Consider the following 14570-nt stretch of genomic DNA (forward strand, 5'->3'; position numbering starts at 1 on the left):
GTGGCCGGTAAGCGCCCTGCATTTCCGCACATTGGCTGGGACCCCACGCCTGGTGATGTGGAGGACACCCGGGACCTGGCCAAGAAGCTCGGTGGACTCGCCTACGAACTCGGTGTCGCTGTAAGGGATTTGGAGCGAATCGAGACCGGAGCCTGGAAGGGGAAGACCGCGGTCGCCTTCAGCGAATACATCGGCAAGGATGTCACCCCTCTCATACGCAAGAGCCACGAGTCCTTCGACAAGGCCGCGCGTGCCCTGCGCAAGTGGGCGCGTGATCTCGAGGAGTTCCAGGACGAAGCCGACCGTCTCGAGAAGTCTGCTGGGGAGAAGCTCGAAGCCAAGGACAAGGCCGAGGAAAAGTCCGAGGGCAAGGGAAGCGAAGAACTCGGCAAGGCGTCCGGTGCCGTCGACGAGATTTCGAGCAAGGTCCATGACCTCGAGGAGCGCTACGGCCGGGCCGCCGGGCTGATCAGCAAGGAGCTCGACAAGGCGGGCGACATCGCCCCCGACGAGCCTGGTTTCTGGGACAAGCTCACCAAGGGGGTTGCGGAGGCCTGGGACGCCACCGGCAAGTGGATCCAGGACCATGCCGACATGATCAAGCTGATCGGCGACCTGCTGAGCGACCTGACTGCGGTCCTGGGAATGCTGGCGATCATCACTCTTCCGTTCCCGCCCCTCGCCGCGATCTTTGGCACTGCGGCCCTCATCGCGAGCGGGCTCGCGCTTGTGGCACATGGGGTCGCCAAGGCTGGTGGTGCCGACGTGAGCTGGATGCAGATCGGGCTCGATGCAGTGGGCCTCCTGCCGGGCATCGGCATGTTCAGCAAGGGCATCAAGGTGGTCGGCGCTGCGAAGGCGGCGACCACGGCCTCCAACCTCGGCAAAGGGTTCGGGGCCGCGAGGCTTGGCAACGCACGCATCCTGATGGCCTTCGGAAAGGGCTCATCCGGCCTCACGGGCGGTATTGGTAAGGCCGGCCTGGTGAAGATCGGCGGCATGTCCGACGATGTCTATGAGGTTGCCCATGCGAGCAGTGGCCTTGCCTCCCGTATGGGGGGCCTCGCCAATGCCGGGTATCACGAGGGCCAATGGCTCGGTTCCAAGGGACTCAACTTGATCCCGGGGGTGAACATCAACCCCCTGGGGGCAGGTATCGCCATCGATGCCGGAGCCAAGATCCTCCCTAAGGTCACGAGCATCCACCAGCACGTGGGAGAGGCCCTCTTCCCTGGAGACCAGTTCGAGAAGTCGGCATCGGCTCACTGAGTGTCCCGATGGAAGTGAAAGAGTGAGCGCATAGGACGGGGCGCAGGTTCTGGGCCCACAGGTCCCAAGGCGCCCCAGGCCGCCGCACGGCCCCGGGCCCAGAGCCGCGACGTAGGAAGATGCATACGGATATGGACATCTGGCAGCCCGAACCGGGCGAGACCCTCCTTGCCCGCACTCCCGTCGCGTTCGCCACGGGCGCCGCCATGACCGTCAAGGGCATGCGCTGGTTCCGCGACACCGAACGCCGCGACATCCAGGGCGAATTGCCGGGTTGGCCCGAGGGACCGGTCTATGCGGCTCGCTCCGGAGAGAAGGCGGCGGCGCGCAACATCGCCAAGGGTGGGCTCATGGCTCTGGGGGCCGTCGTGATGGGAGTCCTCACCTCGCAGGGAGGCAGCGTCGGCGGGGGCGACAGCTCGGGTGGGGGCTCGGACACCTCTCACGACCGACCCGACGAGATCGAGGACTTCCCCGTCATGTGGGCGGCTCCCGGCACCATTGCCCGCACTCTGCCCTGGCAATTGGACCCCGGCCGAACGGACGAGAAGCAGTACACGACCCACGCGGTCGTCACCGACCGTCGCCTGGTGATCGTGGGCCTCACCGTCCACGCGAAGGACCGGACGATGATCAGGGACGAGGCCCTCTGGGAGACGCCACGATCCGCCATCGGCACCGTCGAGCCAAGGGACTTCAAAGACGGGCGGGACGTGAAGATCGTCTTTACGGACGGCTCGTGGTGCAGGCTTCGCGCCCAGTGGCGTCCCAGGCTCACCGAATACCTCGTCGGTAAACTCGACATGATTCCGCTGGAATCACTCCCGTCGGCCCACCAGCACACCGCCCGGGCCTTCGCGGCGGCTCAGGCGCCGGATGCGGGACCTCCGATCATCACACGGAACACTTGCGGGTGCTACCGGATCGCCGTGGTGGCGCCGAGCATGGTCGACTCGTTCTTCGGTGCTCCCGACCTGTACACGATCATGGGCGCCGACGGCACGGAACGCGACCTGACGGCGTACCACCCTGAAGACTTCACCGGTTGACCCTCAACGTTCGCCCCTGGAACTCCCACGGGCACCTCGCGCTCTCTGAACCTGCCAAGGACGGCCTCAGCTCCATGACAGCCTTCTCTGACCCAGCCAGCCCCCATCTGCCTGTCCCCGGCGACACGCGCGAGCCCCCGCCCATCTGGTTCGTCGTCCCCGACGGCTTCTACACTCTTCCGCTCGCCGCCACCGCAGAGCAACGTGCTGAGCAAGCCCAGGACTTCGTACGCGGGCTCTACTCCCGCGGTGACGAGAGTATCTGGGAGCCCGCCGCGCCCTATTACGCTGCGATAGCCGAGCTCATGGCAGAGAGTGGGCTCTCGTATTCCGCAATGGGTCTCTTCGCCACGGCGGAGGAAGACGGCGCGGCGGACGGCGCAAGGACGGAGGAAGGCACAGCGGGATCGGCAACTCAGCCCGAAACCGGGCACGAAGGCTCCCGTGGTGTCGCCCAGTGCGCCTTCACCGTGGCCGCCGTCCTGACGGACCAGGCCCCGAAGGACACTGACATTGCAGCCCAGGGCATCCTCGCAATCCTCTCCGGCGACCCGCACAACGACGCCCGCTGGCTCGACCTGCCGTGTGGGCCCGCGGTCTCCTGCGTCACCCTGACCGAGTACCGGCTAAGTCCGGAATCGACTGCGACCGACGAGGCGACGAAGCTCCTCACCGGCCAGATCCAGGTCCATATTCCGTTTCCTACGGGCCCGTTCACCGCAGTCTTCACGCTCTACACCGCATCCACGGACTACTGGGCCGAGTTCTGCGACGTCATGTCGACGGTCCTTCAGACGGTGACCTTCCAAGAGCCGGAGATCGAGATCGTGGACGAGGACGCGGGAGCGACCGTGATCACCAAGTGACTGCGCCCGCCGTCACCCGTCGGGCGACATGGCGACATTGATCCTCGGTCGAGGACAGACCGGGCCTGCACCCCGAAAGGAGGGATGCGGGCCCGCCCACCAACCGGTGGAGAGACTAGCCAGCGCCGTACTGGCAAGGACCGGGAGGGGAGCGGGCCGCGGCGTCGGTGCGGTCCGGGCCGACTCGGCCGCTGATGGTCGGCTCGAGGTAGCCCATGCCGGTCGCCTGGTGACGATCGTGCGGGTTCGTGGCACAATAACCCCACGCAGATGCCGGTTCGAGATTCCGTTGGAAGCGCCACGAGCCCTGCCGCATCGTGATCTCGAAGTAGTCGGCCCCGGATTGGCGGAAGGATCCGGGATGGCGGTCACTGGCCTGGGCAGCGGGTCGACGTACCTCTCCAGCGGAGGCGTCTGCGGCCCCCGAGCGTCCGAGGACCCTGACCCGTGAGCCGGTAATGCAGGCGCCTGCGTTCCCAGGACACCTCGCGAAAGCAACGCCGCACCCATGGCACCGGCCAGGAGGAATTGCCTTCGCTCGACCACCGTCTCCAGCCTTCCCTCGCCTCACGCAACGTCCAAGGGATTGGGCAGGTTCGGCCTGCTTCCGCAGCGCGCCGGTCCGGTTCGGGATAGCCGCTCATTGGGCGGGTTCGGCGGCAATTCGGCAGGTAGTGGAATTGCAATCGAATGACTACTGCCAGTCTTAATGCATGTAAGGCCATCTCGGTTGGCCGCAGGCCCGCCTTCTCGACCTCGCGGGACGGAGCAGAACCGATGACCGTGCGTCGCGCAGTCGCCCCGCACAAGTGCGCACGGGGGAACCGGGAGCGCGCACCCCGGGCACGCGCGGCAGCGACGGCTAAGGGTTCGACGGCTGGGTCGCGCGGTCCGGCGTACGGGCCAGGAGCAGGGACTGGATTTCCCGCACCGCGATCTCGCAGCTGTCCACGAAGTCGTACGCCGCCTCCGTCGTGACGCTGTCGACGTCGGGCGAGTGGGAGATGCGGTTACGCGCCGCCCGCAACGATGTCAGCAGGTCCGCGGCGTTGGGGCTCAGGCCCGCATCGCTGAGGAAGGCGATCACGCGCCGCGTCGCCAGGTTGGCGCGGGCCGACATCTCCGCGCGGAGGCTGGGGCCCCTTCCCGTCGTACGAGCGAGCTCGTCCATGGTGTCCAGCATGCGGAGTTCCACGACGCGCCATGCCGCCAGCACCGCGGCGCCCGGCGAGTCGTCGGACAGGGTTCGCAGCGTCGCGAAGACGACGGGGTCCCGGTCGTTCTGTTCCCCGGAACCTCCGGTCGATGTTTCGCGTTCTCTGTTCTCCTCCAGAATTCCCTCCGCCGTTTCCCTCGCTTCCTGCACTTCTTCGGCGAATTCCGCATTTCCCGCTACGGTGGAAAGGGTGCGCAGGCGGCCCAGAAGGATCTCACTTCGGTTCGGTACCGGAACATCACCAGGAGGAACACGGTGGGCCAGGCCACGGCCTTGACGTACTCCAGCACCAGCTTCGCTGTCTCCACGTCTGCAGCATGACGGAACCTGCTCGGCCCCGTGCAGGGGTCGGCAAAGCCGACCGTTTTCCGTCCCTCGTCGTACGGCCGATGAGTTCACCCGGCTCCCGAGGTCTGAGTGGAAACCGACGTCATCGACCGACCCCTGCTGTGGAGGATCATCATGAGGAAGATCACCGCTGGTCTGTTCATCTCGCTCGACGGAGTGGTGGAGGCACCCGACCAGTGGCATTTCCCGTATTTCAACGAAGAGATGGGCGCCGCCGTCGACGCGACCCTCGGCGCCGCCGACACCGTTCTCTTCGGTCGCACGACGTACGACAGCTTCGCCGGGGCGTGGCCGGAGCGCGAGGCGGCCGGCGGCGAGGACGCGGGCTTCGCCAAAGCGCTCGGTGACGTCCGCAAGATCGTCGTGTCGCACCGGACGCTCGAGTTCACCTGGCGCAACTCCGAGCAGCTCGAAGGCGACCTGGTGGACGCCGTTGCCGCCCTGAAGCGCGAGCCCGGCGGGGACATCGCGCTGAGCGGCTCGGTCTCGGTCGTCCGCCAGTTGCTGGCCGCCGGCCTGCTCGACGAGTTGCACCTGCTGGTCCATCCGATCGCCGTGCGCACGGGCATGCGGTTGTTCGACGAGGGGGAGGCGCCGATCCCGCTGAGACTCATCTCGTCCGAGACCTTCCGGACCGGCGTGATGTACCTGGTCTACGCACCGGCGGAGTCGACCGGAAGCGCCACCTACGACGACGCCAAGACCCACCTGCGCCAGTCCGACTAGGAGCGAGGCCCCGTCATCGCGCGGCACGTGCGCGGCGGACGCGGCGCACGTGCCGCACGGGCCCGTCCCCGAGGGCGAGCCCGGAAGTCCCCTTTTCCGTGCGTCCGTTGTGAGCGGGGGTCCGGGCTCCTCACACCAACTGCCCAGGAAACCGGTCGAGTTGATTCCGTGAGAGATTTCACGGTCTTGCGGTATCGACAGGAAATTTTTCGGTGGGGGAGCTGATTGGCAGGGGAATATTTCCCTCCGCGTCAGTCGTCGTCATCGGTCCGCACAAGATCGCCGCCGTTGAACCTTGCACCTCTGTGCGGAATTTGTCTTGTTCATGTGCAAGCACCTCTCTTGTGTTCTGACGATCCGTGTGGCGCTGCCAGCATGTGGCGGCAGGTGATCACCCCATGACCAGACGTGATCACCCCGTGAGCGGATGAAGAGCCGCCCCCTTCCGCGGGGCCCTCCGCGGAAGCCGATGAACCCGAAGAGAGGGGTCGAACCATGTCTCGTCCCGACCGTCGTCAGGTGTTGCGCGGAGGCGCGCTCGCCCTTGTGGGAGCCGCGCTCGCCGCCCCCGCCGCCGTTGCCGCGTCCCGCGCCACCGGATCCGGCGCCTCGCACGCCGGCCATGCCGGCCACGGCGACCACAAGAGCGCGGCGCCCGATGTGCCCGAGGCGTTCGACGAGGTCTACCTCGGCCGTCACATAGAGGGCTGGCCGTCCGCCGAAGGGCCGGGCGGCGGGGGCCATGGCGGGCACGGTGGCCACGAGGGCATGGCCTTCACCGTCCGCGTCGACAACGACGACCTGCATGTGATGCAGAACGTGGACAGCACCTGGATCAGCGTGGTCAACCACTACGAGACGCACGCCTCGCCCCGTTCCGTGGCCCGCGCGGCCGTACGGGAGCTGAACGGCTCGGACCTCGTCCTGATGGTCGGCACCGGCTGACCACCGGGACCGCAACACCGTCCCGTCACGCATCCCCGATCACGACCGACCTCGCAGAGGAACCCTCCACATGGCAGACCGGAAGAACCAGGCGGATCTCACCGCCACCGAGAAGCGGAACTTCGTCGACGCGGTACTGGAACTCAAGCGCTCCGGGCGCTACGACGAGTTCATCACCACGCACAACGCCTTCATCACCAGTGACACCGACAACGGCGAGCGGACCGGCCACCGTTCACCGTCGTTCCTCCCCTGGCACCGCCGTTTCCTGCTCCAGTTCGAGGAGGCGCTGCAGTCCGTCGACTCCTCCGTCATGCTGCCCTACTGGGACTGGACGGTCGACCGCTCGCCGAACAGCTCGCTCTGGGCGGACACCTTCCTCGGTGGTGACGGCCGGAGCGGCGACGGGCGCGTCACCGCGGGCCCGTTCGCCTTCGGCGGCGGCAACTGGCCGCTGAACATACGCGTCGACGGCCGGAACTTCCTGCGCCGTTCGCTCGGCGTCGGCGTACGCGACCTGCCGACACGCGCGCAGGTGGACGCCGTCCTCGCCATGCCCGTCTATGACGCGGCCCCCTGGAACAGCGGCTCCGACGGCTTCCGCAACGCCGTCGAGGGCTGGCGCGGCCCGAACCTCCACAACCGCGTGCACGTCTGGGTCGGCGGGCAGATGACGTCCGGGGCCTCTCCCAACGACCCCGTCTTCTGGCTCCACCACTGTTTCATCGACAAGCTGTGGGCCGACTGGCAGAGCCGGCACCCCGACTCCGGCTACCTGCCGACCAGTCGCGTCCGCAATGTCGTCAGCCTCCGCGACACGATGAAGCCGTGGAACGACGTGACGCCCGAGGACATGCTCGACCACACGCAGTTCTACACCTACGCCTGAGCGCGGACACCGCCTCTCGGGGCGGCGCGGCCCTCAAGCCGCGTCGCCCCGCCCGCGCCGTGTGCCGCCCCGAGACGTCCCCCGCGTTCACCCCCGGCGCTCCCCGCCCCCGTCGCCCTCGCCCCGCCCGCGCCCGGGCGTGCCCCGTTCCGCGGGCGAGAGGCGTACGACCACCTCCGCGAGCTGTACGCAGACCGCCTCGATCCGCTCCCGCGTCTCGTTCCGCTCGGTGACCATGGCCGAGAGCACCAGGGCGGTCAGCGCCGCCGAGCCGTTGAGCGCCTGCAGCGTGAACATCTGGGCGAAGAGGTCGTGGCCCTGGAACGGTCCCGTGCCCGAGCCCGCCGCGAAGATCGCGAGCACCGAGACGAGCAGCACGCACGGCGCGGCTCCGGGGAGCTGGAAGCGGTACGCCGCCCAGATCAGGAACGGGAAGATCAGGAACAGCATGTTGAGAGTGGAGTGCAGCGATCCGAGCGCCACCAGCGCCGTGCACGCCAGCAGTGCCGCGGCCTCCGCCCACCGCCACGCCGGAACCGCCAGCACGCGCCGCGGTGGCCAGGCCGCGCGCAGCACGAGCAGGACGGGGACGACGACGAGGACGCCCATCGCGTCGCCGGTCCACCACACCGACCACGCCGGCCAGAACTCGTCCGCGTCCAGGGCCCCGGAGACCACGAGCACACCGGTGCCGATGGTCGAACTGACCAGCATCGCCAGCAGCGCCCCGAGGAACACCAGCGCCAGCGCGTCCCGCAGCCGGTCGAGCTCGGTACGGAAGTCAGCGCGGCGCAGAGCTGCGTACGAGGCCAGCGGCGCGAGCGTGTTGCCCAGCACGATCAGGACGACCCATCCGGACGGGCCGAGCGGCACATTGACGAGGAAGGCGCCGAGCGCGATTCCCGGCCAGACGCGCGGGCCGAAGAAGAGCAGGCAGGCGACGGCGATGCCGGTGGGGGGCCAGAGCGGGGTGATCTGCCCGCGCACGAGCTCCTGTTCCAGTCCGGCCTTGCCGCACACGTAGTACGCGCCGGTGACGGCGAGGTTCAGCAGGACGCCGTTCACCAGCCGTCGTACTCGGGGGTCGTGTGCCGCAGGCAGTGCCACGGCACCATCAGATCCTTCCCCGGCGTCGGAGGCGGGCAGGACACACGGGCGCATGCCCCGCCCGGATTGCTCCGCTGCGCCCGTACGCGCAACAGCTCCGCCCGTACGCGCAACGTCTCGTGTGCGCGTGACGGAAGACCGCTCAGCCCAGTGCGCGGTCCAGGTTGAAGGCGGCGCTGATGAGCGAGAGATGCGTGAAGGCCTGCGGGAAGTTGCCGTGCTGCTCGCCCGTACGGCCGATCTCCTCCGCGTACAGGCCGAGGTGGTTGGCGTACGTCAGCATCTTCTCGAAGGCGAGACGCGCCTCGGCCGTGCGCCCGGCCCGGGTCAGGGCTTCGACGTACCAGAACGAGCAGATCGAGAAGGTGCCCTCCTCGCCGCGGAGTCCGTCGGGGCTGGCCTGCGGGTCGTAGCGGTAGACGAGGGAGTCCGAGACCAGGTCCTCGCCGAGGGCGTCCAGGGTCGAGAGCCATTTCGGGTCGGTGGGGGAGATGAACTTGGCCAGCGGCATCATCAGGACGGAGGCGTCCAGCACGTCGTCGTCCTCGTGCTGGACGAACGCCTGCCGCTTCTCCGACCACCCCGCGCTCATGATCCGGCGGTAGATGGTGTCGCGCGTACGGGACCAGCGCTGAAGATCCGCGGGCAGGCCGCGGTGGCCCGCCATCCGGATCGCCCGCTCGATGGCGACCCAGCACATCAGCCGCGAGTAGAGGAAGTTCTTCCGGCCGCCGCGGGTCTCCCAGACGCCCTCGTCCGGCTGGTCCCAGTGCGCGCAGACCCACTCGACGAGGTCGCAGACGGTGTCCCAGTGGTCGCTGGAGAGCGGCTGGCCCCACTTGTCGTAGAGGTAGAGGGAGTCGATGAGGGCGCCGTAGATGTCGAGCTGGAGCTGGTCGACGGCGTTGTTGCCGACGCGTACGGGGGCGGAGTTGAGGTAGCCCTCCAGGTGCGGCACCTCGCGTTCGGGCAGGTCGTGGCGGCCGTCGATCCCGTACATGATCTGCAGCGGGCCGTCCGAGGGGTCGTTCCGCAGACCGACCCGGTCCGACAGGAAGGTCATGAACGCCTTGGCCTCGTCGGTGAATCCGAGCCGCAGCAGGGCGTAGACGCAGAAGGCGGCGTCGCGGATCCAGACGTAGCGGTAGTCCCAGTTCCGCTCGCCGCCGATCTGCTCGGGCAGGCTCGTGGTCGGCGCGGCGACGATGGCCCCGGTGGGGGCGTAGGTCAGCAGCTTCAGGGTGAGCGCGGAGCGGTGGACCATCTCGCGCCAGCGCCCGCGGTACCGCGACGCCGCCAGCCAGCCGCGCCAGTACCGTACGGTCGCGTCGAACAAACGCTCCGCCTCGCGCTCGGGGCAGGCCCGCAGATCGGCCTCGCCGCCGACCCGGTCCAGGGCGAAGACCGCGACCTCGCCCTCGCGCAGCTTGAACGGCGACCACACGTCGGGTCCTTCGGTCTCCAGCGGCGCGGTGGACGTCAGCGCGAGCGAGAGTCCCTCCGACTCGAAGACGGCGACGCCCTGGTCGGTGATGCGGACGGTGTGCGGCTGCTCGCCGTAGTGGAAGCGCGGGGCGACCCGGGCGCGGAACGGCAGGGAGCCGCGGACGCACAGCACGCGCCGGATCAGCCGGTGCCGATCGGTCTCGCGGGAGTCCTCGGCGTCGACGATCGGCATGAAGTCCTGGATCTCGCCGACCCCGTCCTCGGCGAAGAAGCGGGTGATCAGCACATTGGTGTCGGGAAAGTAGAACTGCTTCGTCCGGACCGGTACGTCCGCGGCCAGCTCGAAGGACCCGCCGCGGTCGGCGTCCAGGATCGACGCGAAGACGCTGGGCGCGTCGAACCGGGGGCAGCAGTACCAGTCGATCGTCCCGTCGGTGCCGACCAGCGCCGCGGTGCGCAGGTCCCCGATCAGCCCGTGCTCCGCGATGGGGAGGTAGCGGGGGCTGCCCGTGCGGTACGCCTCGTTGGACACGGTGGTCACATCGGCCTCCCTGCGTCGGCGCTCGCCGCCTGCGTGGGGACGGCGTCGCAAAGCCGTCATCTCAGCGTAAGGCGGTCGGGCCGGACCCCGCCCGGGGGCGGGGAGGAAGCGTCAGTACCGGGTGATCGCGGTCGGCCCGGAGCGCGTGCCGATGGCGATGTGGGGCCGGGCCGCCGGATCGGCCCAGGTCAGGATCGCCTCCATCGCCGCCGCGGGGACGGAGACGCATCCGGCCGTGGCGCCCTTGCCGTGCACGTGCAGGAAGATCCCGGCGCCCCGGCCTCTGACGGGACGGTGGTAGTTGAAGCCGATGACGAGCGCCCGGGCGTACTGGACGCCGTACGAGGCGAGGTGCTCGGCTTCCTTTGCGGCGCAGTCGCGCGGCAGCGGCTCGACCCAGCGGTTGTACGCGGAGGAGCGGTTGTCCTGGCACCACCAGGACCGGTCCGTGATCACCCGGTACGGGACGGAGGTGCCGGACGGTGCGGGACGGGTGCCGAAGGCGAAGGGCAGGTCGTAGATCCCGGTGGGCGTGGTCGAAGTGCCCTGTTCGCGGGTCCGGCCCTCGGTCAGGCCCCCCGCCCCGAACCGTGCGGGCGCGGAGCCGGCCCGCCGCCACGCCCCGTCCCGCTTGTCCCACCAGGTCAGCCTGCCGGTGGTGGAGGACGGGGCGGGAGCCTCGGCCGTGATGAGCTGCGTGCCGCCGCCGGTGTCCGCCAGACGCTCCGGCAGGGGCTTCGGGCCGGGGGCCGGCCGCGGCGCGCCGCCGAGGCCGGTGGCACGCTGCGGTTCCGGTGACGGTGTGCCGCTGTGGCCGGCCGCGAGGAGCAGGGGCAGGGCCGCGGCCGTGGCCAGGAGCCGGAGGCCGAGAGACGTGCGGGTCATGCCGATGCGGTGCCCCGGAGGGCGGGTCCGCGAAAAGCACGGGCGGACCAGTTCATTCCTGCGGGGCAGGGCCGCTACTCCGGGCCGCGCAGCCGGAGGACGGTGATGATCGGCGTTCGGGTCTCCGTCCAGAGGACCTCGACGGTGAGACCGGGGCCGACGGGGGTGTAGAGCGTGGCGCCGTCCGGGGTGCTCCGGCGTTCGCCCGCAGCGCCGTCGGGCGGCCCGAGCCCGGCGAGTGCCTCGGCGAGGGTGGCCTGGAGGTTCGGCGGGAGGCGGCCGGAGAGCACCGGCGCGTCGTCGCCGGGCAGGACGAGGACGAGGTTCTTCGGGCGGGTGCGGGGCCCGGTGTGGCCGACGACCACGGCGTCACGGGTCTCGTTGTGCCGCAGCTTCAGCCAGTCGCGGCGGCCCGCGCGGTAGGGGTGGTCGAGCCGCTTCATCACCAGGCCCTCGACCCCGACCTCGCGCAGCGACTCGTACCAGGCGGTGGCCGTCTCCGGGTCGGTGGTCACGGGGACGGGCTGGAGCGGCGGCCCCAGCGGGGTCAGCAGCTCGACGAGCGCGGAGCGGCGCTCCTCGTACGGGCGGCCGCGCAGGTCCGCGGAGCCGGAGCCGAGCAGGTCGAACGCCGCGTAGGAGGCGGGGAGTTCGCGGGCGAGGGCGGCGGCGCGGGTGCGCCCGGCCATGGCGCGCGTCTGGACGGCGGCGAAGTCCGTGCGTCCGCCCGTCCAGACGACCACCTCGCCGTCCAGGACCGTGCCGGGCGGCAGCTCGCGGGCCGCCCGCGCGAGGTCGGGGAAGGAGTCGGTGACGATGCGCCCGGACCGGGCCTGGAGCTGCACGCCGCGGTCGGTGCGGAAGACGACGAGGCGGTGGCCGTCGAACTTCGGCTCGTACGCGTACCGGCCGCGGGCGAGTACGTCGACCGAGCGGGCCAGGGCGACCCGCAGCGGAGGGCGGGGCGCCGGGCTCACGCGTCCGCACCGGGCAGGGGGCGGGCGTGCCCCGGCTCGGTGAGCGGGGCGAGCAGGTCGCCGTGGTCCTCCAGGCGCGGCACGATGGCGCCGGCCTCGAAGACCAGGTCCTCCGGCGCGGCGCACGCCTCGACCTCCTCCCAGGTCACCGGGGCGGAGACGGTGGGGGTGGGGCGGGCCCGCAGCGTGTACGGGGCGGCCGTCGTCTTGGCGGCCGTGTTCTGGCTCCAGTCGACGAAGACCTTGCCGGACCGCAGCTTGCGGGCCATCCGGTGGATGGCCAGGGGCCGCAGCTCGTGCTCCGCCTCCACCGCGAGCGCCTTCGCGTAGGCGGTGACCTGCTCGGACGGTACGGGTTCCAGTGCGGCCAGGATGTGCAGGCCCTTGGCGCCGCTGGACTTGGCGAAGACCTCCAGCCCGTCCGCGGCCAGCCGGTCGCGCAGCCAGCGCGCGACGGTGCAGCATTCCACGATCGTCGCGGGCGCCCCCGGGTCGAGGTCGAAGACCAGCCGGTCGGCCATGCCGGGTGCGTCCGCCAACCACTGCGGGGTGTGGAACTCGGTGACGAGGTTCGCCGCCCAGATCAGCGTCGGCAGGTCCTGGACCAGGACGTGCCGACCGGTCTCGCCGGCGCCCGAGCGCGGCACGACGGCGGTCCTCACCCAGTCGGGCGTTCCGAGGGGGAGGTTTTTCGCGAAGAAGTGCTCGCCCTCCGAGCCGTCGGGATAGCGCAGGAAGGAGAGGGGGCGATCGCGGAGGTGGGGGAGGAAGGCGCCGGCGACGGTGGCGTAGTAATGCAGGACCTCGCCCTTGGTGAATCCGTCGGGATAGAGCACCTTGTCGAGATTGCTCAGGGCCAGTCGCCGCCCCTCCACCTCCGTCATCTGCGACATACCATGAGAATCCCATGAAAGGGATGAATCGTGCGATCGATCTGGAAAGGGTCCATCTCCTTCGGCCTGGTCAACATCCCGATCAAGGTGTTCGGGGCCACGGAGAGCCACTCGGTCTCCTTCCGGCAGGTGCACGCGGCCGACGGCGGGCGGATCCGCTACCGGAAGGTGTGCGAGCTGGAAGACGTCGAGGTGCCGAACGAGGACATCACGAAGGCGTTCGAGGCACCCGACGGCACCACCGTGCCGCTCAGCGACGCGGACCTGGACTCGCTGCCGCTGCCGACCGCCAAGACGATCGACATCCTGGCGTTCGTCCCGGCCGACACGATCGACCCGCTCCAGCTCGACCGCTCGTACTACCTCGCGCCCGACGGCGCCGGGGCCGCCAAGCCGTACGTACTGCTGCGTGAGGCGCTGAACCGCAGCGAGAAGGTGGCCGTCGCCAAGCTCGCGCTCCGCGGGCGCGAGACGCTCGGCATGGTGCGGGTCGTCGGCGACACCCTGGCCATGCACACCATGCTGTGGCCCGACGAGATCCGGCAGCCCGAGGGCATCGCGCCCGACTCCAAGGTGACGGTCCGGGCCGCCGAACTCGACCTCGCCGACACCCTCATGGATACCCTCGGGGAGATCGACCTCGAGGAGCTGCACGACGAGTACCGGGAGGCCGTCGAGGCGCTGGTGGCGGCGAAGCTGGAGGGCACCGAGCCCGCACCGGTCGGCGCGGAGCGCGAGGGCGGCGGCAAGGTGATCGACCTGATGGCCGCTCTGGAGAGCAGCGTCAAGGCGGCCCAGGAGGGGCGGGGCGAGGGGGAGAAGGCCCCGGCGAAGAAGAGCGCCGCGAAGAAGACCGCGGCCAGGAAGAGCACCGCGCAGTCCGGGGCGAAGAAGACGGCGGCCAAGAAGTCGACGGCGAAGAAGACCGCGGCGCAGTCCTCCGCGAAGGAGTCCTCGGGCAAGAAGAGCACGTCGGCGGCGAAGAAGACGGCGTCGAAGACGGCGGCCAAGAAGACCACCGCGAAGAAGACGGCGGCGAGGAAGCGCGCTTCGGCCTGACGCGCCGCAGCAGCGGATCGGACGGGCCCCGGGCTGGAGGGAGTGGTGGTGACAGCTGTGCACTCCGCGCACCGACTGCGCGCCGAACACGGCGCCGGCGCCCCGGACGGGACCGGCCCCGGCCCGGTGAAGACCTGGCACATGGTCCGCGGTTCGGATACGACGGCGATGTGCGGGCGCGAGCTCGATCCGGCGGCCGCCTCCCGGCCGGAGGAGGCATGGGGCAGGACCCGCGAGATCTGCTGCCACACGTGCGGTGCGCTCTATCTGCGCGAAGTGCCCTGACGCGACGTGTCCTGACGCGGGGGCCGTCGTACCGAACGCGGTGGTTCGTACGCTCAGCGGTCCCGCACA

General features: G+C 69.8%; 15 protein-coding genes. 8 read left to right on the top strand and 7 right to left on the bottom strand.

Annotated elements, in window-relative coordinates; translation table 11 throughout:
- The 3 genes from ABZ822_RS11050 (at position 1) to ABZ822_RS11060 (ending at position 3184) form a co-directional block, all read left to right on the top strand.
- Positions 1 to 1269: an enoyl-CoA hydratase/isomerase family protein gene (locus ABZ822_RS11050; protein ID WP_360850305.1), complete on the top strand. Its 1269-nt coding sequence runs from the start codon at positions 1 to 3 to the stop codon at positions 1267 to 1269.
- A gap of 131 nt (positions 1270 to 1400) precedes the next feature.
- Positions 1401 to 2318, top strand: coding sequence for a hypothetical protein (locus tag ABZ822_RS11055; RefSeq protein ID WP_360850308.1), 918 nt, complete (start codon positions 1401 to 1403; stop codon positions 2316 to 2318).
- Entirely contained in the window at positions 2315 to 3184 is an 870-nt protein-coding gene (locus tag ABZ822_RS11060) for a hypothetical protein (protein WP_360850311.1), read from the top strand. Before ABZ822_RS11055 ends, ABZ822_RS11060 begins: the two co-directional genes overlap by 4 nt.
- Positions 3185 to 4046: 862 nt before the next feature.
- Here ABZ822_RS11060 and ABZ822_RS11065 read toward each other — a convergent pair.
- Positions 4047 to 4550 (bottom strand): hypothetical protein, encoded by a 504-nt coding sequence (locus ABZ822_RS11065; protein ID WP_360850314.1) that lies wholly within the window; start codon positions 4548 to 4550, stop codon positions 4047 to 4049.
- A 26-nt stretch (positions 4551 to 4576) separates the two neighbouring features.
- Positions 4577 to 4708 carry a hypothetical protein gene (locus ABZ822_RS11070; protein ID WP_360850317.1) on the bottom strand — a complete coding sequence of 44 codons (132 nt, stop codon included), beginning with the start codon at positions 4706 to 4708 and terminating at the stop codon, positions 4577 to 4579.
- Between the two features lie 154 nt (positions 4709 to 4862).
- Between ABZ822_RS11070 and ABZ822_RS11075 the strand changes: the two genes are divergently transcribed.
- From ABZ822_RS11075 to ABZ822_RS11085, 3 genes are all read left to right on the top strand, one after another.
- Entirely contained in the window at positions 4863 to 5474 is a 612-nt protein-coding gene (locus ABZ822_RS11075; protein ID WP_360850320.1) for a dihydrofolate reductase family protein, read from the top strand.
- Positions 5475 to 5969: 495 nt separating this feature from the next.
- Entirely contained in the window at positions 5970 to 6419 is a 450-nt protein-coding gene (locus ABZ822_RS11080; RefSeq protein WP_360850323.1) for a tyrosinase family oxidase copper chaperone, read from the top strand.
- A gap of 70 nt (positions 6420 to 6489) precedes the next feature.
- Entirely contained in the window at positions 6490 to 7308 is an 819-nt protein-coding gene (locus ABZ822_RS11085; RefSeq protein ID WP_360850326.1) for a tyrosinase family protein, read from the top strand.
- A gap of 87 nt (positions 7309 to 7395) precedes the next feature.
- Here the strand turns inward: ABZ822_RS11085 and ABZ822_RS11090 are convergent, their stop codons facing one another.
- From ABZ822_RS11090 to ligD, 5 genes are all read right to left on the bottom strand, one after another.
- Positions 7396 to 8373 (bottom strand): MASE1 domain-containing protein, encoded by a 978-nt coding sequence (locus tag ABZ822_RS11090; RefSeq protein WP_360850513.1) that lies wholly within the window; start codon positions 8371 to 8373, stop codon positions 7396 to 7398.
- Positions 8374 to 8557: 184 nt separating this feature from the next.
- Positions 8558 to 10402, bottom strand: coding sequence for a glycoside hydrolase family 15 protein (locus ABZ822_RS11095; RefSeq protein WP_360850329.1), 1845 nt, complete (start codon positions 10400 to 10402; stop codon positions 8558 to 8560).
- A 111-nt stretch (positions 10403 to 10513) separates the two neighbouring features.
- Positions 10514 to 11287 carry a L,D-transpeptidase family protein gene (locus tag ABZ822_RS11100; RefSeq protein WP_360850332.1) on the bottom strand — a complete coding sequence of 258 codons (774 nt, stop codon included), beginning with the start codon at positions 11285 to 11287 and terminating at the stop codon, positions 10514 to 10516.
- A 74-nt stretch (positions 11288 to 11361) separates the two neighbouring features.
- Positions 11362 to 12264, bottom strand: a complete 903-nt coding sequence (locus tag ABZ822_RS11105) for an ATP-dependent DNA ligase (RefSeq protein WP_360850335.1) — start codon at positions 12262 to 12264, stop codon at positions 11362 to 11364.
- Positions 12261 to 13157, bottom strand: coding sequence for a non-homologous end-joining DNA ligase (ligD, locus tag ABZ822_RS11110; protein WP_360850338.1), 897 nt, complete (start codon positions 13155 to 13157; stop codon positions 12261 to 12263). Before ligD ends, ABZ822_RS11105 begins: the two co-directional genes overlap by 4 nt.
- A gap of 30 nt (positions 13158 to 13187) precedes the next feature.
- Here ligD and ABZ822_RS11115 point away from each other — a divergent pair, with 30 nt between their 5' ends.
- Both ABZ822_RS11115 and ABZ822_RS11120 read left to right on the top strand, forming a co-directional pair.
- Positions 13188 to 14216, top strand: coding sequence for a Ku protein (locus tag ABZ822_RS11115; RefSeq protein WP_360850341.1), 1029 nt, complete (start codon positions 13188 to 13190; stop codon positions 14214 to 14216).
- Positions 14217 to 14291: 75 nt separating this feature from the next.
- The gene (locus tag ABZ822_RS11120; protein WP_360850516.1) at positions 14292 to 14501 is read left to right on the top strand and encodes a hypothetical protein; all 210 of its coding nucleotides are present in this window, start codon (positions 14292 to 14294) and stop codon (positions 14499 to 14501) included.
- The last annotated feature ends 69 nt before the right edge of the window (positions 14502 to 14570 follow it).

It is taken from the genome of Streptomyces sp. NPDC047108 (assembly GCF_040643575.1).
Taxonomy (GTDB): Bacteria; Actinomycetota; Actinomycetes; order Streptomycetales; family Streptomycetaceae; genus Streptomyces.